The organism is Microbulbifer maximicatervae (SeqCode), assembly GCF_052467815.1.
The window spans coordinates 2,937,131-2,960,282 of the sequence record NZ_CP174326.1 but is presented as its reverse complement, the minus strand read 5'-3'; the positions used below and the strand labels follow the sequence as shown (position 1 = coordinate 2,960,282).

At 46.5% G+C, this 23,152-nt stretch carries 24 protein-coding genes; 9 read left to right on the top strand and 15 right to left on the bottom strand.

The features are described 5' to 3' along the window. Window positions 1-16: 16 nt before the first annotated feature. Both leuD and leuC read right to left on the bottom strand, forming a co-directional pair. The gene (gene leuD, locus ACJJIW_RS12875; RefSeq protein ID WP_444894524.1) at window positions 17-664 is read right to left on the bottom strand and encodes a 3-isopropylmalate dehydratase small subunit; all 648 of its coding nucleotides are present in this window, start codon (window positions 662-664) and stop codon (window positions 17-19) included. Further along, window positions 664-2,112, bottom strand: coding sequence for a 3-isopropylmalate dehydratase large subunit (gene leuC / locus ACJJIW_RS12870; protein WP_444894525.1), 1,449 nt, complete (start codon window positions 2,110-2,112; stop codon window positions 664-666). The genes leuD and leuC overlap by 1 nt, the downstream gene beginning before the upstream one ends. Before the next feature lie 197 nt (window positions 2,113-2,309). Here leuC and ACJJIW_RS12865 point away from each other — a divergent pair, with 197 nt between their 5' ends. From ACJJIW_RS12865 to ACJJIW_RS12855, 3 genes are all read left to right on the top strand, one after another. Then, entirely contained in the window at window positions 2,310-3,182 is an 873-nt protein-coding gene (locus ACJJIW_RS12865) for a LysR family transcriptional regulator (protein ID WP_413664945.1), read from the top strand. Window positions 3,183-3,344: 162 nt separating this feature from the next. Next, window positions 3,345-4,082 carry a TIGR04219 family outer membrane beta-barrel protein gene (locus ACJJIW_RS12860; protein ID WP_444905933.1) on the top strand — a complete coding sequence of 246 codons (738 nt, stop codon included), beginning with the start codon at window positions 3,345-3,347 and terminating at the stop codon, window positions 4,080-4,082. Window positions 4,083-4,212: 130 nt separating this feature from the next. After that, entirely contained in the window at window positions 4,213-5,265 is a 1,053-nt protein-coding gene (locus tag ACJJIW_RS12855) for an NAD(P)H-dependent flavin oxidoreductase (RefSeq protein WP_444935384.1), read from the top strand. 39 nt (window positions 5,266-5,304) lie between these two features. Here the strand turns inward: ACJJIW_RS12855 and ACJJIW_RS12850 are convergent, their stop codons facing one another. Both ACJJIW_RS12850 and pcaB read right to left on the bottom strand, forming a co-directional pair. Then, window positions 5,305-6,045, bottom strand: coding sequence for a carbon-nitrogen hydrolase family protein (locus ACJJIW_RS12850; RefSeq protein ID WP_444935383.1), 741 nt, complete (start codon window positions 6,043-6,045; stop codon window positions 5,305-5,307). A gap of 320 nt (window positions 6,046-6,365) precedes the next feature. Further along, window positions 6,366-7,715, bottom strand: a complete 1,350-nt coding sequence (pcaB, locus tag ACJJIW_RS12845; protein ID WP_444935382.1) for a 3-carboxy-cis,cis-muconate cycloisomerase — start codon at window positions 7,713-7,715, stop codon at window positions 6,366-6,368. A gap of 671 nt (window positions 7,716-8,386) precedes the next feature. Here pcaB and ACJJIW_RS12840 point away from each other — a divergent pair. Then, window positions 8,387-9,157, top strand: coding sequence for a class I SAM-dependent methyltransferase (locus ACJJIW_RS12840; protein WP_444935381.1), 771 nt, complete (start codon window positions 8,387-8,389; stop codon window positions 9,155-9,157). Then, the gene (locus ACJJIW_RS12835; protein ID WP_444935380.1) at window positions 9,150-10,085 is read left to right on the top strand and encodes a TauD/TfdA family dioxygenase; all 936 of its coding nucleotides are present in this window, start codon (window positions 9,150-9,152) and stop codon (window positions 10,083-10,085) included. The genes ACJJIW_RS12840 and ACJJIW_RS12835 overlap by 8 nt, the downstream gene beginning before the upstream one ends. Window positions 10,086-10,595: 510 nt before the next feature. On the opposite strand, the gene ACJJIW_RS12830 is transcribed toward ACJJIW_RS12835, so the two are convergent. From ACJJIW_RS12830 to ACJJIW_RS12810, 5 genes are all read right to left on the bottom strand, one after another. After that, window positions 10,596-11,768: a M12 family metallo-peptidase gene (locus tag ACJJIW_RS12830; RefSeq protein ID WP_444935379.1), complete on the bottom strand. Its 1,173-nt coding sequence runs from the start codon at window positions 11,766-11,768 to the stop codon at window positions 10,596-10,598. A gap of 23 nt (window positions 11,769-11,791) precedes the next feature. Continuing rightward, window positions 11,792-12,514 carry a protease inhibitor BamI-like protein gene (locus ACJJIW_RS12825; protein ID WP_444935378.1) on the bottom strand — a complete coding sequence of 241 codons (723 nt, stop codon included), beginning with the start codon at window positions 12,512-12,514 and terminating at the stop codon, window positions 11,792-11,794. A gap of 428 nt (window positions 12,515-12,942) precedes the next feature. Then, window positions 12,943-13,128, bottom strand: coding sequence for a hypothetical protein (locus tag ACJJIW_RS12820; protein WP_444935377.1), 186 nt, complete (start codon window positions 13,126-13,128; stop codon window positions 12,943-12,945). 96 nt (window positions 13,129-13,224) lie between these two features. Further along, on the bottom strand, window positions 13,225-13,437 hold the full coding sequence (locus ACJJIW_RS12815; protein WP_282931855.1) for a hypothetical protein: 213 nt from the start codon (window positions 13,435-13,437) through the stop codon (window positions 13,225-13,227). Window positions 13,438-13,539: 102 nt separating this feature from the next. Next, complete coding sequence (locus ACJJIW_RS12810; protein ID WP_444935376.1) at window positions 13,540-14,043, bottom strand: hypothetical protein; 504 nt, start codon at window positions 14,041-14,043, stop codon at window positions 13,540-13,542. Between the two features lie 316 nt (window positions 14,044-14,359). Between ACJJIW_RS12810 and ACJJIW_RS12805 the strand changes: the two genes are divergently transcribed. Further along, window positions 14,360-15,301 carry an IS110 family RNA-guided transposase gene (locus tag ACJJIW_RS12805; RefSeq protein WP_282931853.1) on the top strand — a complete coding sequence of 314 codons (942 nt, stop codon included), beginning with the start codon at window positions 14,360-14,362 and terminating at the stop codon, window positions 15,299-15,301. 28 nt (window positions 15,302-15,329) lie between these two features. Here the strand turns inward: ACJJIW_RS12805 and ACJJIW_RS12800 are convergent, their stop codons facing one another. Then, window positions 15,330-15,749 carry a hypothetical protein gene (locus tag ACJJIW_RS12800; RefSeq protein WP_282931852.1) on the bottom strand — a complete coding sequence of 140 codons (420 nt, stop codon included), beginning with the start codon at window positions 15,747-15,749 and terminating at the stop codon, window positions 15,330-15,332. A 688-nt stretch (window positions 15,750-16,437) separates the two neighbouring features. On the opposite strand from ACJJIW_RS12800, the gene ACJJIW_RS12795 reads away from it, so the two are divergent. From ACJJIW_RS12795 to ACJJIW_RS12785, 3 genes are read left to right on the top strand one after another with little or no spacing between them, the layout of a single operon-like run. Continuing rightward, on the top strand, window positions 16,438-16,647 hold the full coding sequence (locus ACJJIW_RS12795; protein ID WP_444935375.1) for a hypothetical protein: 210 nt from the start codon (window positions 16,438-16,440) through the stop codon (window positions 16,645-16,647). Window positions 16,648-16,650: 3 nt separating this feature from the next. Then, entirely contained in the window at window positions 16,651-17,076 is a 426-nt protein-coding gene (locus ACJJIW_RS12790) for a reverse transcriptase domain-containing protein (protein WP_444937365.1), read from the top strand. Continuing rightward, entirely contained in the window at window positions 17,057-17,635 is a 579-nt protein-coding gene (locus ACJJIW_RS12785; RefSeq protein WP_444935374.1) for a group II intron maturase-specific domain-containing protein, read from the top strand. The genes ACJJIW_RS12790 and ACJJIW_RS12785 overlap by 20 nt, the downstream gene beginning before the upstream one ends. A gap of 432 nt (window positions 17,636-18,067) precedes the next feature. Here the strand turns inward: ACJJIW_RS12785 and ltrA (ACJJIW_RS12780) are convergent, their stop codons facing one another. The 5 genes from ltrA (ACJJIW_RS12780) to ACJJIW_RS12760 all read right to left on the bottom strand — a co-directional run bounded on the left by ltrA (ACJJIW_RS12780) (window position 18,068) and on the right by ACJJIW_RS12760 (window position 23,074). Then, on the bottom strand, window positions 18,068-19,360 hold the full coding sequence (ltrA, locus tag ACJJIW_RS12780; RefSeq protein ID WP_444935373.1) for a group II intron reverse transcriptase/maturase: 1,293 nt from the start codon (window positions 19,358-19,360) through the stop codon (window positions 18,068-18,070). 548 nt (window positions 19,361-19,908) lie between these two features. Beyond that, entirely contained in the window at window positions 19,909-21,201 is a 1,293-nt protein-coding gene (gene ltrA, locus ACJJIW_RS12775; protein ID WP_444935372.1) for a group II intron reverse transcriptase/maturase, read from the bottom strand. A gap of 591 nt (window positions 21,202-21,792) precedes the next feature. Then, entirely contained in the window at window positions 21,793-22,203 is a 411-nt protein-coding gene (locus tag ACJJIW_RS12770) for a DUF6896 domain-containing protein (protein WP_444935371.1), read from the bottom strand. A gap of 82 nt (window positions 22,204-22,285) precedes the next feature. After that, window positions 22,286-22,606, bottom strand: coding sequence for a hypothetical protein (locus tag ACJJIW_RS12765; protein ID WP_444935370.1), 321 nt, complete (start codon window positions 22,604-22,606; stop codon window positions 22,286-22,288). Between the two features lie 78 nt (window positions 22,607-22,684). Next, the gene (locus tag ACJJIW_RS12760) at window positions 22,685-23,074 is read right to left on the bottom strand and encodes a DUF6678 family protein (protein WP_413662489.1); all 390 of its coding nucleotides are present in this window, start codon (window positions 23,072-23,074) and stop codon (window positions 22,685-22,687) included. Window positions 23,075-23,152 lie beyond the last annotated feature (78 nt).

Here is a 23,152-nt window from a genome sequence, read left to right as displayed (position 1 = left end):
CAGGAATTTCCTTTAATTACTGAACCGCATCAAAAAGCCAAGGGGCTTTCTCTCGGCGCGCCTGCTCATAAGCGCGAATATCGTCGGCGTGCTCCAGGGTCAGACCGATATGATCGAGACCATTTAACAAACAGTGCTTGGAGAAGGCATCCACTTCAAATGGAATCAGCTCGCCACAGGGTTTGCGCACATGCTGCTGTTCCAGGTCGATGGTGAGCGCATAACCCTCCTGCCCGTGTGTTTCCTCAAACAACTGGTGCACGACATCTTCCGCCAGGACAATTGGCAAAAGACCATTTTTAAAACAGTTATTGAAAAAGATATCAGCAAAGCTGGGCGCGATAATTGCGCGAAAGCCGTGATCTTCCAGTGCCCAGGGCGCGTGCTCACGGCTGGAACCGCAGCCAAAATTCTCCCGTGCAATCAGCACTGAACCCCCCTGGTAGCGGGGGAAATTAAGGGGAAAGTCCGGATTGAGCGGACGGCCAGAACAGTCCTGCCCGGGAACCCCCTCATCCAAATAGCGCAACTCATCAAACAGGTTAGGGCCAAAGCCAGAGCGCTTAATGGATTTCAAAAACTGCTTGGGGATGATCAGGTCGGTATCCACATTGGCCCGATCCATCGGTACCACGAGACCTTCGTGCTGGGTAAACGCTTTCATCAGACCATCTCCTCTTCCAGCTGTACCGGTGCCATCTCTCGCACATCGACAAAGTGGCCGGCAACTGCAGCAGCTGCCGCCATACTGGGACTCACCAGATGCGTACGGCCACCGTAGCCCTGGCGCCCTTCAAAGTTGCGGTTGGAGGTGGAAGCACAGTGCTCTCCCGCCCCCAGCTTGTCCGCATTCATCGCCAGACACATGGAACAGGACGGTTCGCGCCACTCAAAACCGGCTTCAACAAAAATCTCGTGCAACCCCTCGCGCTCAGCCTGGGCTTTTACGGCCTGGGAGCCCGGAACAATCAGCACCTGCTTGACGCTATCCGCCTTGTAACGACCCTTGGCAACTTCTGCTGCTGCGCGAAGATCTTCAATTCGGGAGTTGGTACAGGAGCCGATAAATACGCGATCCAGTTTGATATCGCTGATATTCTGCCCGGCGTTCAACCCCATATATTCCAGCGCTCGCTCCATGCCCGTACGCTTAGTGGCATCGCTCTCGTCACTGGGGGTAGGCACCTGGGCGCTGATCGGCGCCACCATCTCAGGGGAAGTGCCCCAGCTGACCTGCGGCTCAATATCCTCACCGACCAATACCACGACTTCGTCGAATACCGCATCGTCATCGGATTGCAAGTGGCTCCAGGCCTCAACTGCGCGATCCCACATTTCGTCTTTCGGCGCGTAGGGCTTGCCTTTCACGTAATCGAGAGTGATCTGGTCTACCGCCACCATCCCCGCGCGAGCACCGCCTTCAATGGCCATATTGCACACGGTCATACGGCCTTCCATGGACATGTTACGCATCACTTCGCCGCCAAACTCGATCGCGTAACCGGTACCGCCAGCAGTACCGATTTTGCCAATGATCGCCAGCACCACATCTTTTGCCGTGACACCTGGGCGCAGCTGGCCGTCGACGCGAACCAGCATATTCTTCATTTTCTTCTGGGTAAGGCACTGGGTAGCCATCACGTGCTCCACCTCAGAAGTGCCAATACCGTGGGCCAAGGCGCCGAGCGCCCCGTGGGTGGAGGTATGTGAGTCGCCACAAACCACCGTCATACCCGGCAGTGTCGCACCTGTCTCAGGCCCGATCACATGCACAATACCCTGCCCCGGCTCATTGATGCCGAACTGGACTACATCAAAGTCACGGCAGTTTTCATCCAGGGTCTGCACCTGGATTCGGGAGATATCATCGCGAATACCACTGACGCCAGCGGCGCGCTCGGCCGCCTCGGAAGGCACATTGTGGTCGGGAGTGGCGACTAGCGAATCCTTGCGCCAAGGTTTGCGACCAGCCAGACGCAGGCCTTCAAACGCCTGGGGGGAGGTCACCTCGTGAATCAGGTGGCGGTCGATATAGATAAGTGAGGAGCCATCATCACAGTTCTTGATCAGGTGGTCCTGCCAGAGTTTGTCGTAGAGTGTTTGCCCTGCCACAGCCATTCCTCTCAGTAGTTAAGAGCCTGAGTCTACCCAGCCCCACCAAATAACACCAATTTATATTTATTATCCAAGGTATTCCTAAATGGAATTCGAAAGCCAAGCTGAGGTAAGATCCATCTTCTGGCGTCCCTGCCATTTATACAGGGGCTCAATCGGAGCCTTTATTGACAAACCAGCTCAGGGGAAACAGCGTGGAACTACAGTGGCTGCGGGCATTTCTGGCTATCGCCGAACAGGGCTCTGTATCTGAAGGCGCTGAAAAACTGCACTTGACCCAGCCCGCCATGAGTAAGCGCTTGGCCGCCCTGGAACAGCAACTGGGCTCCCCGCTGTTCGATCGTATTGGGCGGCGATTGCAGCTCACCGATGCCGGCCGCGCCCTGCTGCCCCGCGCCCGCCATATACTTAATGAAATCAGCGACACCGAGCGGGAATTGCGCGCATTGAGCAACTCGGTCAGCGGCAGCTTGCGTATCGCCACCAGCCATCACGTGGGTCTACATCATCTACCTCCAGTGCTGAAAGAGTTCAGCTTTCGCTACCCACAGGTTGCCTTGGACATCGATTTTGTCGACTCAGAACAAGCTTACGAAGCCCTGATGGCCGCTAAATATGAACTGGCTGTGGTCACCCTGGCACTTAAGGAGTATCCGCACCTGAATGCCGAAGTGATCTGGCCTGACCCCTGTGTTGTGGTGGCGGCCCCGGATCACCCCCTGGCAAAGCTGCCGGAACTGGAACTCACCGACCTCGCCAACTATCCCGCCATACTGCCGGATATGAATACCTATACCGGGCGCCTGATCAAAAGAGAGTTTGATGCCCAGGGGTTAAAACTCACCGCGAAGCTGGCAACCAACTATCTGGAAACCATAAAGATGATGGCCTGTGTCGGTCTCGGCTGGAGTGTTCTGCCCCACACATTGGTGGACAGCAGCCTGGCAGTGCTGCCAGTCAAAAAGCTGCAAGTACTGCGAAACCTTGGCGTGATCAGTCACCGAGGCCGAACATTGAGTAATCCCGCCAGCGCGCTACAACAGATGTTGTTCGAAGCAGCTATTTAGTGAGGCAGGAAAAAAGCGACCAATTTACTAACAGGCAATACCCAAACGCACCATTTTTACCAGTGCAAAAGGTTAAAGATTTGTAAAAATGTGCAACTTAGCCACGGCACGGGAAAAATTTATCTGTAAACTCCGCGACAAATTCATCACGGAGTGAAGTCAATGAAGAAATCCGCACTTGCCTTGAGTACCCTCCTCGCCTGCGGCACCGCAAGCGCAGATACTATCCTCGGCCTTGATGCTACTGCCGGCGCATGGCTGCCAGGCTATAGCGGTAATATCGGTACCGACGAATACAAGCTGGATAACCTGTCCCTCTCGGAAGATAACATTACCTTCCTGCAGGTTGCCCTGGAACACCCCATTCCCCTGGTGCCCAATGTGCTTCTGGCCCACAGCAATATCGATTCCGACGGTGACGATATCCTGGCCACCTCCGTTACTTTTGATGATGAAACCTTCACTGCCAATTCAGAAATCCGCACAGATCTGAACCTCACCCATACCGACGCCACCCTTTACTACGAAATTTTGGACAACTGGGTAAACCTGGATGTCGGTTTGACCGCGCGTATGTATGACGGTGAATTTACCGCAGTGAGCGATACCCAAGCAGAGACTGTCGACCTCACGGGCTACCTGCCAATGGCCTATGGCATGGCGCGCTTTGATCTTCCATTTACCGGCTGGTCTGTAATTGCCCAAGGCAATGCAACGGCCTACCGTGGCGACACCCATACCGACCTGACAGCTAAAGTGCGCTGGGATTTTGTACCGGCTGTCGACTTTGCTATCGAAGCTGGTTACCGCGTAATGACCCTCGATCTGGAAGAGCTCGACGACTTGCAGAGCGATATTGAAATCAAAGGCCCATACATCGGTTTCAACCTGCACCTGTAAGCAATCCACCTAGGATTGCTGTTCGCGCTCCCCAAAAACTTTTGCAGCACTAACGCCTGCGAGGTATAGCTACCTCGCACAATCTGCACTAAGGTGGCCCAGAAGGGGAGCGCAACTCACAGGTAGGGCCATGAATCCATTACTCGAAAAACTCGGAATTTCCCATCCCATTTTTGCAGCACCCATGGCCGGGGTATCCACACCCGCTCTCGCCGCCGCTGTATCCAATGCAGGAGGACTCGGCTCACTTGGACTCGGCGCCTGCTCAGTAGAAAAAGCCGCAGATGAAATTCGCTGTACTCACGACCAGACCGAGCACGCCTTTAATGTAAACCTCTTTTGCCACCAGCCCCCAACAAAAGATCCCCAACGGGAGCAAGCCTGGCTTTCCCATCTCGCCCCACATTTTGCCGCCTTCGATGCACCCGCTCCCAAGCTGATCAATGAACCCTACTCAACATTTATCGGCAATAAGGCCATGCTGGAAGTTTTGCTCGAGCAAAAGCCACCGGTTGTCAGCTTCCACTTTGGCCTACCGTCAGAAGAGTTTATCGCCGCACTCAAAGGTGCAGGGATTATCTTGATGGCCACGGCAACTTCTCCTCAAGAAGCCAAACTGGCTGAGGATGCTGGTATCGATGTTTTAATTGCCCAAGGTATTGAAGCCGGTGGGCATAGGGGGGTCTTCCACCCAGAGGGCGACCAGGAAATTGGAACTCTGGCCTTGGTGCGATTGCTGTGTTGCCACAGTAGCCTACCAATCGTTGCTGCGGGTGGCATTATGGATGGCGCAGGCATTCGCGCTGCACTCTCTCTCGGGGCCAGTGCAGTGCAAATGGGAACTGCATTTGTCCTCTGTCCGGAGTCTGCGGCCTCCGACAGCTACCGTAGCGCCTTACAAAGTGAACGCGCACAGCACACAGAGATCACCGCCAATATTTCCGGGCGCCCCGCTCGCGGTATCAGTAACCAATTCTATAAAGCACTAGATAAGGGCGCTCCCCCTCTGCCGGATTACCCGATCGCTTACTCCGCGGGCAAAGCCCTGGCTCAAGCAGCTGCAAAAGCGGGCAATGACGAATATGCCGTTCAATGGGCCGGACAAGGAGCCCCTCTCGCACGAGCCCTGCCCGCAGCCGGATTGGTGACAGCTTTAGTAGCAGAGCTGGAAGCGAGTCAATGAAGGGAGCTATTGGCCACTACCATTTATAGAGCTGCACAATTAAAGAGATACAATCTCCGAACACCACCCTTCATCATCGCGCTCAACACAAACTAGTTGGCTGGCTGTATCACTCGCGCTGACAATCTCACCTTCGGGGCTCCAAGCTGCACTACAGCCGGCTGTGGAATAACCACCTGTCGGCTGATTAAAGTTCGCAATAGCCACCAATAAATTGTGCTCTAAAGCATAATTTGCCAACTGTTGACTATCCTCCGGGTATCCCGTCGGAGTAATCAATACCCCTGCCACATAAACTGAAGCCCCCTGCTTTTCATAGGTGGCAACATGACCTGGGTTACACACATCTGCACAAATAGCCAGAGCTACGGTCTCACCCTCGATGTTCAGTGATAGATATTCAGATCCGGGAACGAACCATTTTTCTTCTCCTGGGTGCAAATGTATTTTCAAATAAACAGAAATCTCACCCTGAGGAGAAAATACGAGCGAACCGATCGCAATACCATTCTTCTGACGAATAGGCGCACCCACAACTAGCCAAACACCACTGTCAGCTGCCACCTCCGCTAGAGGGCTTAACTGTGGATCGTCGATCTTAACCGCTAATTGTTCAGCCAGATCCGGCTCATAACCAGTTAATGAAAGCTCGGGAAACACCACAATAGAGGCCTTTTTCCTTACTGCGACTTTTACAGCATGGATATGTGACTCAATATTGCGTTCAATATTTCCTTTCTCTGACGGCAACTGTGCCAATGCCAATTTAAACCTGCCCATCACCCCACCCTTCAGATCACCACTTAAATACAACATGAATCGACTAAATCACTGTATATGTTACACCACAAGTAATAAGCATCGATTCTTGATTGTGTTAACTTTTAAGTTTCTTCCAGCTATAGAATACCTATCTTTAAATAAATAACCTAAATTTTCTTCAGGTATCTATTTAAAAAAATAGTTGACTGAAAAAAATAAAAACCAGCCAAGATAAAGATTTAGACTCTAATCTTAGAGAGTTTGCATTAAGAGCAGCGGACACAGGAATCAAACCACAGAAGCTAGCAGTGACAATTGGGCAACAGCAGGTTACTGAGTCAGCACTCTTTTCCAGCAAGCGTTGCATCAACCATCTCCCCGCATGATCCAAGATAGTTATGAGGGTCAAGAAGTTGATCTAACTGCGCATCAGAGAGAGCCCTCGACACCTGTCTATCTTCCTTTAACAAGTCAGAAAAAGGACGCCCCGTCTCCATTGCCTGGCAGCAAATCTGGTAAACCAAATCGTGGGCATTCTCACGCCCCAGTTTCGGTCCCAGTCCCATCATTACAGCCTCAGAGAGCACTAAACCTCCAGTCATTTCCAAGTTTCGCATCATTTTTTCCGGAAATACCTGAAGTCCTTCTAGCGCAAAACGTGCCTGGGATAATACCGATGCAGTGAGGCAGAATATTTCCGGCAGAACAATCCACTCTATCTCCCACGGGCCCGTAGCCCGCTCGTGGTCTTCAACCATCGCTTCCAGCAAAGAGGCAACCTGCTGTCTAACCACTGGGACAGTACCGCTGATAAGAACTGATGATAGAGGATTGTGCTTTTGGGGCATTGTACTAGACGCTCCCCGGCCAGATATAAGGGGCTCCGCCACCTCCCCGACTTCTGTTTGCGCCATTAGTTTTATATCGAGGGCAATTTTTCCCAAGGTGCCAGTAATCAGCCCCAATAGACAAGCCACTTCGGTAATCCGATCTCTCATCGTATGCCAGGCGATACAAGGGACTCCGAGATCGAGTTCCTGCATAATTCCTCTTTGAACTTCTAGCCCCTGATGCCCCAGGGAAGAAAGATTACCCGCCGCACCACCAAATTCCCCTACAAACGCCCGAGACTTTATCTCTTTTAAGCGCGCTTGATGGCGATGAATACCAGCCAACCAAACAGCCGCCTTGTAGCCGAACGTTATAGGTACCGCTTGTTGAAGATTGCTACGCCCAACCATAGGCGTATCTCTGAAACGCTTGGCCAGGCTCGCTAAAGCATCTGCAATCCTATTGACCTCCGTCTCAACAATTTCAAGCGCCGCCCTAATCTGTAAGACGGTTGCCGTATCCGTAATATCTTGAGTAGTAGCCCCCCAATGACACCACTGACCTAAATCTCGACTACACAGTGCCACTAGCTGCTCTACAACACCCAGCACCGGGTAACCAATCAGCTCCGTTTGCTCCTTAAGCTTTACAAAATCTATCTGTTTGGCATCACAGTGTTGAGTAATGTCCTCTGCAGCCTCTGCAGGGATTATTTTTAACCGGGCCTGTACTTTGGCCAGTGCCGCCTCTACATCGAGATAGCACTGAACACGCTGTTCATCCGAGAAAACTTTACGCATTGCTGATGTACTAAAAATATCGCAAAAAACGACCGAATCAATCGCGGTTGCTCTCATATCAAATCACGCTTAACGAGATGCCTAGACGCCAGAAAATCAAAAGCACAATAACATCAGACTAGCCAAGGAAAAGATATCCTAAAAAATTAATCTAAGTATCGAGACGCCAAGAATATGGGGAACTAGAGGCGCCGTTAATCAAGCACAGCAATCCAACCTAAGAGAATTGAATACAACAAGCCAAAACATACTCCTGATTACATTACCCCCTACCCAAACAGCATCTTAAGGCGAATTTAATCCATTAAATTCAACCCCAAAAAATAAGTTTTATTTGACATATATCAATTCTAAAAATAACAGTACTGCTAACCTGAGCGGCATGAAAAATATAAATAAAATATGAGCTATGAATATTTTATCTCAACAAAAAGACTTTGAGGCTCCTCCTCCAGCTTTGCATACTCAACCAAGCAACAAAATCAAACAATAGAAAACTGCCAGTATGCCCACGCAAAACAAGCTACAGAACACAAAAAAAATACCAAATGGATTTCCTGATAACGACTAACTTTATATATTTAAAACACTAGCCTTATCAAAACAGCAATTAAACTTAAATAATTAAAGCCGAAAACACCTAAAATTTCACCAGCCATGTAGTAAACACTAATACACACACCACTGCATAGCATACTTTATCCCTAAAATTGAAGGAGCAGTTCGGGATGAACTTACCACTATCAACTGAAACCATCTATAACAAACAAGCTCTCAGCTGGAACCGCTCGGAGAAAATTCTACTCAGTGACTTCACCGCTCGCCCCAAAGTTTTGGAGGCAATCGGAGATATCTCCGGGAAAAACATACTGGATATGGGCTGCGGTGAAGGCTATGTATCCAGAATGCTGCTCGATAAGGGAGCAGGTTCAATCTTTGGTGTTGACTCTTCTTCAGAGATGATTTCCCAGGCAAAGGAAACAGCTTCTGCTGGAAATTTGACGAAAGCAGAATATGCAGTTGGAAATGCCGTTACATTTACAGAATTCCCTAGAGATAAATTTGACCATGCTATCGCTGTATTTCTTTTCAACTATCTAACCATAGAAGAAATGACAAAAGTGATAAGCAAGGTCAAGAATCTACTAAACAAAGGGGGTACCTTTATTTTTACGGTGCCTCACCCTTGCCTTCCGTTCATGAGGGAAGAAGTTCCTCCGTTCTACTTTCAACACGGCAACATGACTTATCTAGATGGTATAGATCAAACATTTGAAGGAAAAATATGGCGCAGAGATGGAAAACCAGTTTCAGTGCGATGCGTGCATAAAAATTTTTCACACTATTTTGAAGCTCTCACACAAGCTGGCTTTAGATCCCTACCAACTGTTCAAGAACTTTCAGTGACTCAAGAGCACCTCGACCTAGATCCAGATTTTTTCTCACCACTAGCCGGCTATCCACTACACGTATTATTTAAGGTGCAAGTAAATGACTAACTTAGCCCCAAGTGAAGTAGTTCAAGCTCAAGCCTGGACTGCTAATGATATGACCGCAACTTCCAACTGGAAGTTTCTGTGGCCTTCAAACTGGAAATCTGAAGTCGAGGCTTTGGAGAGCTGGGCCAAACAACAAAACAGCCCGATTGATAACCTGACCCAAGAATCAGTTGCCACACCTGAGTTCGACCAGCTTGCCAACCAGATAAAATATGAAATAGAGCATGGTAGTGGTGTGGCATGGATACAGGGCGAGGAATCATTAAGTAAGCCAACGCTTAACCTACTATTCCTAAAGCTTAGCCTGGCAATGGGCAATACTATAGATACTTATGGTCGGCTTTATGGGATTCTCGACACAGGAAAAGACTACACTAGCGAAGCTATTCCTGTATCTCAAACAAATGCACCCACTGGCGTTCATACTGATAGCTCACAACGTACCGTGCAACCCAAAATACTTGGATTATGCTGTCTTACTCCAGCGGTTGAGGGTGGAAAATCAAAAATCGTATCTGCGGCTCAAGTTCATGAAAACTTGAGAAAAGCTGCCCCACAAAAACTGGAGATCCTGTACAACAATTATATTAGAGATTTAGTTACTCCAGGCAGTGACAAAAACATAAAAAACATACTTGAGAACTGTTTCCCTATTTTCGAATATTCAAACGAAAAGCTCAGTATTCGTTATATGCGGTACTGGATTGAGAAAGGCCATCAGCGCGTGAACAAGCCTTTATCACAAGAAGTAGTCGAAGCTCTAGATATATTAGACAACGAACTGAACAGCGCCGAAAATACATTAAGCTTCTATATGGGCACTGGAGACATGGTGTTTGTTGACAACACCAAAGTCCTACATGATCGGGATGGGTTTATTGATACTCCAGAACAGAAACGGGTCTATACTAGAGTATGGATTGAATAAGCCCTATGTTATAAATCAACAAACTAAACAATCTTGAATACCAGAATATTATTGCGTGAAAATTTTTTGAGCAAACCAATAATATTTTATTAAAATGGAGAAGCACTTAAATGCTTCTCCATTTATAGCGTATAAAAGAACCTCTCTTATCAGAAATACCTATCCACTTCCCAATTAGACCTAAACTGGCACTCGGGATTAGTGGGTCACTATAAACGCACAAAATCTAATAAAGTAAAAAACATACAGAGTCAAATTTTAGCGAATCCCCCGAAAACTTAATCAATAACTGGACGGTATATATGACCACCAAATGAGCCATTTATTGAGTTATAAATTGACCTGCCAGCAACATTAAGAGATTGTATTTATTACGTAAAAATAAGACCTTCTAATTTATGACATAGAAGCAGAAAAATCTGCACATAAAATATATGTATATGTATTTATTATAGTGCCACAATGAAACTGCAGCACCATACACGCCACCCTTACAATCTCCTGCAAGATTTAAAGCAACAAAGTGTTTATAGAAACGAGCACTGCCGCCAATGGAAAACATCCATCAGATCGTATCACATTACTTGCTCCAAGTTTTTCTTCAAGAAGAGTTAGCTGTGAACAAATTGCATTATCATTTCCGGAAACTACAGCAGTTTGAAGATTGGGCAATTCAAGCAATGGCTGCAAGCTGTAGATATTGTTATCTTGTATGTTTACATAGGTCAAGCCTGTAAGACCCTCTAAACCAGCCAGAGATTCAATGTTAAAGTTTGCACAATTCAGATATGTAAAGACCGGGATAAGAGTAAATTGTGAAAAGGTCAAACAAGATAATAGATTAGAATCATTAAATGATACTGATGCTACGGTAGGGGCAAGACGATAGTTCCTATATATAGATTTTCTAGCATTGAGGACTTTCGAGCTATTAGCCCCATCATCGGGATCTGTCTCAATAATTCCGCATGGGCTAACACTAGTACCAGAATCACAGTTTATAGAAGGATTTGACATAAGTGCCAACCTTGGTGCGCCATTAAAAGCAGACCCGTATGCCATCACCGTCACAAAACCAAACTCCGACGGATAATTTCTATCCAGACCATGGCCTGCGGCGTATGTTTCTATTCCAGGAACACCACCGTCTGCCACCTGGCGGCGAGAATGAGCCAGCCCCATATTGTGACCAATTTCATGAGTAAATGTTTCCATTGGATTCTTGATGCGAACGATACTGTATGCGAGATCACTCCTGCCGCCATCATTATCAACCCATCCGTACCCCCCCCAATCATTGTCCGTATCGCGCAACAAAACAACAAAATCAGCACCATAAGTATTACGCAAATTTGGGACATTATGAAAGGGGCTCAAACCACCTGTCAGGTCATCTAGCGCATCTTCATAACTATAGTTTTGCGTATTATTCGTACTCGTATCGTCAACATTGGTAATAAGCTGTGCACTTGCCAAGGAAAGAGTAATGTCAATACCGCTAGCACGATAAGTATCATTACTTGCTTCTATATAGCTATCTATCTTATCTTCAATAGCCCCTCCTGCAACCGAGCTTTGTGCTGCCTCTGTATATAAAACTAATACTGTGACCTCGTCAGCACTACACTCCTCCCAAAAGAAACCTAAAACAAGAAGACAAATTAACCATACTTTATTATTCATATACTTTACTCCATTATAATTTCTTAATTTCTTGGTGCCACGTAATCGATACCATCTTCTGGCATTTTGTCATCAATATAACTTGTATTAACAATCCACCCCTTACCATCAACAACCTCTAACTCATACCCTCCCTCCGGAGTAATGATACGGCCAAAGGTAGCTTTATTGCCAACAGTAATAAAGCCTCGATAAATATTGTCTTCATTCACAACTGAAAATCGGACATTGACGGCTCCACTGTTTTTCTTATCGACACTTTCGACCAAAAGAGTACGGTTTTTATCGAGAGGAAAATTTAGTAGTTCATTTTTTCTAAGGCTTCGAATGCTTTCTTCATTGATAGAAATGGGGGTTCCGTGACGACTGAAATCTGGGTTTGTAGGCGTATACTCACCATTAATATCATTATTAATGGTCAGCAAATACTTTATACCACTATCATGGCCATTATCATGAGAGTGCTCGTCTTCCTGCCGATCGACAAAAGTTGGGGGCATCACTTCGCCCTCATCAACGGATTTTCCAATCCCAGCCTCTTCCATTACTATTAATTGACCCGCTTCTTCATTTGTTATCTTACGATTATCCCCTTTAGACAAGGTATTCTTCTGTTCACTGAAGTCGCGAGGTTTGCGTACCTCTCTATCAAAATCTGAATTTCTACTCTCTTGATTTGATTCAAGTATAAAGTAGCCCGATATAGTAACAACCCCGACCAGGGCTATCAGCATTCCATATTTCATCTTTTATCCTTAACAAGGGTACCTACCTATTCTAGCAAAATACTGCAAATGCTTAACACCAAAAAATTATTAGCCTTGATTTATTTTTTTCTTACGCCATTGAGTAGACAAGCGTCTACTCAATGAGAGAAGGTTTCAGCGAGACAGGAGCGAAAACTGGGTCCGACCGCCACTGCTTGTTATTTGTTTAGATACTACAGCCAGTAGTCACCTGAATAATGATTCGGGAAAGGATTTATATTGCTTTCCCTAAGATATGCAACAACATTCCTTAAGATTTTTCCACATAGATCACTTAAAAACTCTGATGAATATACTAACTCAAAATGCAAAGGAATTAGCTTATGATTTCCATCAATAGTTTTGAACAACTGGAAAAAATGCTAATCTGGCAATATGGGACCTAATTCCCGGCCGGGAGACTGGAACTAATAAACCAATACATTTCTCAACCGATACAGCAGATTTACTAATTTAAAATCGGAAAGCTGATAAGGCAGCCCACTTTCGCTAGCTCTTTTTGGCCATATTTTCTTAAAATCGCTATAAGTTGGGTTTTTCTCGCCTCTAACTATTCCTGTGTAGTCTAAGTCATTTTGCCACTCTTTTAACATTATGAGTGACTCATGCCTGAGCCTTCCTGGCTAAAGCTCGAAGTTTAGTGAACAAAACCTTGCGATGTGTACGATACAAAGCCTATCCCGATCAGGCTAATGAGAAAATCGATCGATAAGTCCAGTAAACCTAACCTTGTTTCCTGAATTTGGATAAACGCACGCTGCCAGTGAGTCTAAAAATGAAACATAAAGAATTTTTCGGTAAAGGAGTGAATCTCCACCTTGTATATTGTCGACTTCTGAGAGCTTCAGGCTTAAGCATTCATCAAAGCTCTCAATCCTTTCGGAGAAATCTTCAGAAATCATGGATAGCTCCTAAAGTGACAAATAACGCACACAGCAACGCGCACAATATGTGCACAGCGCTGGGCATCCCGCGCAGGCCCGAAAACATACTACCTACGTTTGTTAAAGGGACTTGGCACACCATTGTGTTACTGCCACTTTAGCATCAAGCTCAGACTCATTTACCTTTTCTCCAGCGCTAGCCACGCACTCATTGCTACCACATGTATAGCCAACAGCACGATCTATTTCTCCGTACTCTTGAATTAAGCCAACAGCTGCATTGTTACGAAGATAAAAGCGATTCTTATACGTTCCAGTTGGTACCGCGAGCGGAACTGGCACTACGCCAACAAATGCTCCTGCACCAGCCCATGATGTTCCGTCTTTATAAATAAGCACCTTACAATACTCAAACAGATCTACAGAATCAGGATCTCCCCAACGTTCAATAATTTCAAGGTCTGAGTAAGGCGAATCTCTCTTTTCGAAAGAGAATTGATTTCTCTCATTCCCTAGACTGAATTCTGTTCTGGCCCACTCTTTTTTCCCGTAAGTACCAATAGCCAAACCAACACAACCCGATATTATGATTAGGGAAACTATTACGAGAATCGCTCTAATCATTGACGTACCTTTTACGCCCCGCACAAGGGCAGACAAATAAGCGTAGCGTTTTGGCTGTCCCAGCGACCAAAGGGAGCGATTTCTGCGGCTTGTATGGTTGTTCTTGCCTGATTCTGATGTTGAAAATCCTTTTCGCTAACGGGTAAATTGAGACCCACCTTCGGCGGCCACCGAAGGCCTTGTTTGTCACAGTTCGTTGCTGCGCCGGTTTATAAAGACCGTTAACAAGTAGGAACGTGACAGACACTCACTAGGCATAACTCGAATAGTCATGTGGGCCTCGAGCCCGAATAGCAAGGCGGAGATAGCTTATCTTATGGAACCTCAAGAGATCAATGTCGGTATCGATACCAGCAGTAAACAACTCGATATTTATGTGAGACCTACTGGCCAGTTCTTTAGTGTTGCCAATGATAAAAATGGAATTAAGGATGCCATTAAACAATTACAACCTCTTAAACCTCAAAGAGTATTAATAGAGTCTACAGGAAGACTCGAATTAGAGTTTGTTTGCGCCGCTGACAAAGCAGGATTACCTGTTGTTGTTTGCAACCCTTCACAGATAAGAAGCTTCGCCAAATCCGCAGAGCGCCTCGCCAAAACTGACAAGCTAGATGCAATGGATATTGCACATTTTGGTGAGGCCATAAAGCCAAGACTATCGGAGCTAAAGCCAGAAAAACTTAGGGAGATCAGTGACTTACTGGCGGTAAGAAGTCAGTGTTTAGAGATGAGCACAATGCAAAAGAATCGGCTTCAGAGGATGCCTAAATCAGTGCACAAACCTATACAGGCCATTCTAAACACCATCAAGAAAGAGTTACAAGGTATCGACAAGCAACTGGATAAACTGGTTAACAGTGTGTCTGAGTGGCGGCAAAGGCGGGACCTATTGTTGAGCGCTAAAGGGGTTGGAAATGTATTGGCTTATACATTGATGAGTGAACTTCCCGAGCTAGGAAAATTGAACCGTAAAGAAATCGCTGCACTTGTCGGTATCGCCCCGATGAACCGTGATAGCGGCAGCTTCCAGGGAAAGAGATATATTCGGGGTGGAAGGCATCGTGTACGAACGGTTTTGTTTGTTTCCATCATGTCGGCCATACAGCATCATCCCAAACTAAAGCCGATGTACAAGCGATTAGTCGACGCTGGCAAACCTAAAAAGGTCGCTCTGATTGCCTACATGAGAAAGCAGATTACGATCCTGAATACGATGGTGAAAAACAACACCTACTGGGATGAAAGTATGGCTTAAAAACTTGACGAGCAACCATAGTCACTTGTTATGTGGGTCTCAGGTATTTCTTGCCTACGAAGTAACAAACTATCATTGATACGAGTATGGATGAAACACACCAGGCAAAAACCCTACTGTAGTACTCAAGGCCACTAAAGAGCAAAAAACCATTAGGCACGAGTGCTATGAACATGCCAACCGGCATTGGAGCAAGTAAGACGGCCGAAAGTGGAACAAAAAGCAACAGTTTTATTGCCATATTCCACTGCACGCTTCTGATTTTCTTTGCATAAAAGTAGAGAGCGATTATCAATGGTGTGGACAACAACAACCAAAATGGAATACGCACAAGTAATTGCCAAGCTTGATCAATCATTTGTATCGCGATGTCCATATGCTCTATTTCCTGCTCACATAACGCCAAGCTAAACGGCACAAAAGGTTGTGGCAGAGTGAAACGAGCCACGGCCTTTTGTGTCCGGTGGAGGCCCAACGGGCCGGAACGTATTTGAGCGCCTTGGTACGCCCAGCATGGGCGTGAACTAATGGGGTGAAAGTCCCCTGTAGGAAGATCACCGTTTAATGGATTCCATTAAATGCTAACTACTAGCGAATGGCAACTGCAACATCGTGAGGTCTTGTGGGGAGGAAGCCGCTAGCAAAACTACGAGCTGACGGACAGAAACAGCATATAAGGCTTGGCCTGGAGGCGAGGTGGCCAAGGACACCGAAGCCGTGTGATCTAACGGGTAGAGTAAATGATGCAGTTGTGTAGTGAAAGTTCACGTTCTTATCTGGGGAGATCTGTTTAGCTTGCCGCTGTGAAGCTGTCAGCGTGGCCGCTGACTCATAAGTAGGCCCCACCATCGCGGGGGTAAACAAAATTGGTGGAACACAGCGGCGCCTTGGTCAGTAATGATCAAGGTGATTAAACAGAAGTCAGCCGACGGCATAGTAGCCAAATGCCAAGATTAATACCTTGGATACGGTGAAGGCCTGAACCTAAATCCACGAGTTGAAAGACAGGGCTAGCCTACAGATATGTTTCCAGTCGGTTAAAGTTGATGTAGCGCACTTCCATGACACTCAACTCAAATGAAAATCTGCTTGAAGCCATCCTCAGCAAAGAAAATCTTAATGCTGCATGGAAACACGTGCGAAGCAACAAAGGTACCGCAGGCATTGACGGGATTACTGTTGATAATTTTGTGCAGCACTTTAAGGCAGTTGGCGACGACCTCATCGAGACCATTCGACAGGGTCATTACCAGCCGCTTCCCGTCAGGCGCGTCTACATTCGCAAGCCAGATGGTGGCCAGCGTGGTCTCGGGATACCTACGATCTTTGATCGTGTTATTCAGTAGGCTATCGCCCAAATCATCGGTCCCAGATTCGATAAAACCTTTTCGGAGTTCAGCTATGGGTTCCGCCCAAAGCGATCGCAGCATCATGCGGTGAAAAAGCTGCGAAAGTATATCGAGGGAGGGAAACGAATAGCAGTGGATGTCGATTTATCTAAATTCTTCGACCGGGTAAATCATGATTTCCTCATGAATTTACTTGGCCAAAGAATCAGCGATAAGCGCTTACTCAAACTGATCGCAAGCTACTTGCGTGCAGGAAGTGTAGAAGATGGATGCTGGAAAGCCTGTCATGAGGGGGTGCCACAAGGTGGCCCTTTATCGCCGCTGCTGTCCAATATTGTACTCGACCTGCTCGACAAAGAGCTGGAAAAAACGCCGACACAATTTCGTCCGCTATGCGGACGATTTTGTGATTGTGGTTTCCTCTAAACGCGCGGGTGAACGGGTTATGGCGAGTATTAAACGCTTTGTTGAGCGCAAGCTTAAGCTCAAAGTTAACGATACTAAAAGCCAAGTGGTTCCTGTCAGCCGTTGTAAGTTCCTAGGCTTCTCTTTTCGGGGGGCAAAGCTTGTCTGGCATGATAAGTCCCTGCTCCAACTTAAATACTGCGTCCGCCAGATTACAGGGCGATCTCGTGGTATCTCTATGGAAAAGAAGCTGAAAGAACTTACCGTATACCTCCGTGGTTGGATCAACTATTTTGGGATAGCGCAAGGCTATCAAAAATGTATAGATCTAGACTGCTGGATACGACGGCGATTAAGAATGAGCTATTGGAAGAATTGGCGCAGAGTGAGAACGAAAGTTCGAAATTTACTGCGTATGGGTGTGAGTGAATCGCTGTCAGTTACCTGCGGCTCGTCCGGTAAAAGTTACTGGCGAAGCGCAAAAACTGAGGGTATTCATATTGCGCTCAATAATGAGTTCTTCGAAGAGATGGGGTTGATTTCATTGCGAGATCGTTGGGTAGAGATTCATTACGGATAGGGAACCGCCCATTGCGGACCCGCACGATGGGTGGTGTGGGGGCCGGTAGCTAGAAACTACCGGCTACCCGATTTATGTCTAAGATCTTGCCCATTGCGACCAACCTTCTGATTTAAATAGTACGGAGTTTGGTGGAACATGCCTACCCCGAATAGCCTGAGGCACTTCACCCCACTTAGACTCGAAATATTTTATGGCCTCAAATCGTAATTGGCGCCAGTAACTACGAACTGGTCCTGGGTAGCTACGACGCTCTCTCATTGATATGCGAACAATATATGAGCGGAATTGACGTTTTTGAATATTGCACCAATTCGACTTTTTATAGTGGAATGGTTTGCTCGTGTATTTAAAAGGCTCAATCCTCTTAAGCCAAACGATTTCATCCATACTTAAATTCTTGTGAGAACATAATCGGGATAGGGAGGCACCTCACGATGCCCCTCCTCCCACACCACCAGGCATACGGGTCACGTACCATGGCGGTTCAATTCTATTCCCCTTCCTATCTGCCAATTCCGGCAGCCCCAAGTTCCTAAAGTATCTATTTGGCAATGCTCTGTAAAGGGCAGGACTTTTGCTTAGCCTCCATGGTCCATGCGCTGATTTGGCCGTGTTCCACGCTAAAAAGCGATCAACACCCAGCCTTCTTAATCTGCGGTAACCACTACGTCCCCATTGCTTCCATAAATAACATCGCAACTTCCGCCTTATCCACTTGTCCAGATCTTTCAGAGGGCTCAGTACTTCACTGATGTCAAAGTACGCTTTCCAACCAAGCAGGGACTTCTTTAACTCTTCTATGATCTGAGTAAACTTGCGGCCTCGTGTTCGGCGGGTGACCATTCTGATCTTTGCCTTCAATTTATTAATCGATGATTCTGATACCTTTATCCGGGCATCCTTCTTCAGCAATCTAAATCCTAGAAAGCTCCGCTTCCAGAAGTGATCCTCTGCACTCTTCTCAGTATTTACTGTGAGCTTCAGCTTACATTTGATGAAGTGCGTAAGGCTTACTTTTATCCGCTCTGCAGACCGACGACTTCCCACCAGAATTTGAAAATCATCGGCATATCGTACAAAACTGAGTTGCCGCTTGTGCAGCTCCCAGTCCAGTTCATTAAGCACAATATTCGCTAGAAGCGGAGATAACGGCCCACCTTGCGGGACGCCTTTTGTTGTAGCTATTACCTTGCCATCGACTACCGTTGGCGCTTTTAGGTATCGGTTTATCAACCCCAGCACATCAGCCGGTATTCCGCTTTGCTTCAGTGTTAGCATGAGCTTGTCATGATTCACTTCATCAAAGAAGGATTTCAAGTCCATATCGATCGTCCAGCGCTTTCCTTGCCGGACAAAGTTTTGGACCTGTCTAATCGCCTGGTGTGCCGATCGATTTGGTCTAAAACCAAAACTAAGAGCATGAAACTTCAGCTCCCATTGCTCACTGAGCATCTGTGCGATAGCTTGCTGGATCAATCTATCTTGCACCGTTGGTATACCCAATGGACGCAGGCCTCCATTGCCTTTTGGTATAAAGACGCGTTTCACCGGTTGAGGGCGATAGCTACCACTTAGCACCTTTTGTCGGGTAGCAATCCAGGTCTGCTTAAGATGTTCCGGCAACTGTTTTACCGTCATACCATCGAGACCTGGTGCACCCTGGTTACGAGAAACTTGTTGTAATGCTCGAAACAGATTATTCCTATCTAGAATTCGCTGCATTAAAAGAGATGGGAAATTGGACAATGTATGATTAAGTTTCCAGTTTGATGTTCACCCAGAAAAAAAATTTTTTTTTCTCTGGTAACTAAGTTACTTGTCAGATGCAGTCATCAAGCTCTGCATTAATAATACTGTCCAGAATTGTTCAGGCCTTCAGTAGCACGAAATCTACCTACTATGCCTTCTGCTGACTTCTATGGATCGGTCAAAACCAATCTCTCAGTTTTCAGTTACTCCATTAACAACCCATAGACCTCCCAGGGTAAGACATTTAGCTTTCTTCACGTAGATGCTGGATTTATAAAACGTAGGCCAATTGTGGATGGAGAGCTTTATGGTCACGTGCCCACTGGCTCCGCCTACGTCACACCTCATATCCAGTTCTTGTTCATCACCCCGTGAATTTGCGTTGGGCTTCCTCCAGCCAATACCTCGCGATATTAACCTTGCCCTTTCGCTAACCTTCGGCTCCACGAATACCTGGTAAGAGGACTTTCACCTCTCTAGTTAAATGCCATGCCTGGCACACATCGGGATAGGGAGGCACCTCACGATGCCTCTCCTCCCACACCACCAGGCATACGGGTCACGTACCATGGCGGTTCAATTCTATTCCCTTTCCTATCTGCCAATTCCGGCAGCCCCAAGTTCCTAAAGTATCTATTTGGCAATGCTCTGTAAAGGGCAGGACTTTTGCTTAGCCTCCATGGTCCATGCGCTGATTTGGCCGTGTTCCACGCTAAAAAGCGATCAACACCCAGCCTTCTTAATCTGCGGTAACCACTACGTCCCCATTGCTTCCATAAATAACATCGCAACTTCCGCCTTATCCACTTGTCCAGATCTTTCAGAGGGCTCAGTACTTCACTGATGTCAAAGTACGCTTTCCAACCAAGCAGGGACTTCTTTAACTCTTCTATGATCTGAGTAAACTTGCGGCCTCGTGTTCGGCGGGTGATCATTCTGATCTTTGCCTTCAATTTATTAACCGATGATTCTGATACCTTTATCCGGGCATCCTTCTTCAGCAGTCTAAATCCTAGAAAGCTCCGCTTCCAGAAGCGATCCTCTGCACTCTTCTCAGTATTTACTGTGAGCTTCAGCTTACATTTGATGAAATGCGTAAGGCTTACTTTTATCCGCTCTGCAGACCGACGACTTCCCACCAGAATTTGAAAATCATCGGCATATCGTACAAAACTGAGTTGCCGCTTGTGCAGCTCCCAGTCCAGTTCATTAAGCACAATATTCGCTAGAAGCGGAGATAACGGCCCACCTTGCGGGACGCCTTTTGTTGTAGCTATTACCTTGCCATCGACTACCGTTGGCGCTTTTAGGTATCGGTTTATCAATCCCAGCACATCAGCCGGTATTCCGCTTTGCTTCAGTGTTAGCATGAGCTTGTCATGATTCACTTCATCAAAGAAGGATTTCAAGTCCATATCGATCGTCCAGCGCTTTCCTTGCCGGACAAAGTTTTGGACCTGTCTAATCGCCTGGTGCGCTGATCGATTTGGTCTAAAACCAAAACTAAGAGCATGAAACTTTGGTTCCCATTGCTCACTGAGTATCTGTGCGATAGCTTGCTGGATCAACCTATCTTGCACAGTGGGTATACCCAATGGACGCAGACCTCCATTGCCTTTTGGTATAAAGACGCGTTTCACCGGTTGAGGACGATAGCTACTACTTAACACCTTTTGTCGGGTAGCAATCCAAGTCTGCTTAAGATGTTCCGGCAACTGTTTTACCGTCATACCATCGAGACCTGGCGCACCCTGGTTACGAGAAACTTGTTGTAATGCTCGAAACAGATTATTCCTATCTAGAATTCGCTGCATTAAAAGAGATGGGAAATTGGACAATGTATGATTAAGTTTCCAGTTTGATGTTCATCCAGAAAAAAATATTTTTTTTTCCTGGCAACTAAGTTACTTGTCAGATGCAGTCATCAAGCTCTGCATTAATAATACTGTCCAGAATTGTTCAGGCCTTCAGTAGCACGAAATCTACCTACTATGCCCTCTGCTGACTTCTATGGGTCGGTCAAAACCAATCTCTCAGTTTTCAGTTATTCCATTAACAACCCATAGACCTCCCAGGGTAAGACATTTAACTTTCTTCACGTAGATGCTGGATTTATAAAACGCAGGCCAGTTGTGGATGGAGAGCTTTATGGTCACGTGCCCACTGGCTCCACCTGCGTCACACCTCATATCCAGTTCTTGTTCATCACCCCGTGAATTTGCGTTGGGCTTCCTCCAGCCAATACCTCGCGATATTAACCTTGCCCTTTCGCTAACCTTCGGCTCCACGAATACCTGGTAAGAGGACTTTCACCTCTCTAGTTAAATGCCATGCCTGGCACACACGCCGCAAGCAAAGGCGCGCGTTAGCGCGTCCAGCCCGCAGGGCGATTTTGCCTTGCTTTGTTATGTGTTTTGCACGAGATAGTACAAATTGCCATATTCTCTCGGATCCGCTTTCTTTATTTCTTTGGCTTCAATAGCCTCTTGAAACCATTGTTTAATATTACTTTCTTTTACATTGGGATATTGCTTGCTACGAGTACGAACGAAGCCACATAGTCTCCACTCATCGAAACCATCAATACGACCATTGGCTCCATAGTCGAAGTCAACAATGTCTTTTTTACTGATATGAACTGTACAGCCAATACCGTGGAAAAAGTACTTATGCTTCCCTCCAAGCATGCCAACCTGCTCAATAGGCGGCCCCCAATTATGAGGTTCATCAATCTCAAGATACCTCTTAAGTAGCTCATTGGCCTCTTCAACTTTTTCTTTGAAGTCGGAGATGATTTTTAGAAGTTCAGTATTCATGATTTACACATAACGCCGCTAGCAAGGGCCGAGGAGCCTAAGCGACGAGGTCCAGCGCGAAGCGCGAACTTGCCTAGCTTTGTTATGCATTTGAATTTTCACCTTTCTCTTTTCGATAATTACCAAATATGGACATACCAAAGATAGTGCCCGAAGCAGTAAGAAAACCTTTTAAAAACCACGATAGGTAAACCCGCCAGATATCATCTTCAGTGAGCATGCCCGATGAAACCATTTCTCCGAACATCGATTCTCTGTAACCCCACAGCCCGTAGTTCATAGCCAAAACAAAGGCGCTTAAGAACAACACCGCGTTGAAAGCCCAATGCTTAAGAAAAAGCCTCAGCAGCCAAGGTGCTGTAACCCCTATAGCGAGGGCCAAAAATATGTATTCGTCTTTCATAAGGCCTCAGTTGCATAACGCCCGCAACACCGGGCCGTTTTGAGCGCAGCGGAAAACGGGTCCGAGTGCTTGCGTTTGTTATACGAAAACTGGTTGCTGGTCTGCATATCCCCATACCCTGTAACACCCATTTTCTAAGGAGTATGGGATATTGTACTTTTTTAGAACAGTTGCTATAAAGCCACTGAAGTCAGTAATTCTATCACTCAAAAGATTGCCCCTTCGCTCTCTTTTGAATGGGTCAATATCCATCCACTCGATACAGCTAGATTGACCGTAGCGAACCCATTCCCAATCAAGCAGCGAAAACCCAGGCATTGCCTCTAAGTCTCGTAGATATTTAAGCCTTACTTGAGGTTCGAAATCACTGTTACTTGTAATGGCATTAGCGAGTTCTCGCCACTTTGTTTTGTTCATATACGAAACAAGGTGCCGCTCTTCAATAAATTTTAGTGTTTCTTCGTTCATTGCCTAGGTATAACGTTGCCAGCAAGGGCAGCCGAAGCGGAGCGCCTTTTGTGTTAATGTTTGAGCGACAGCGAGTAA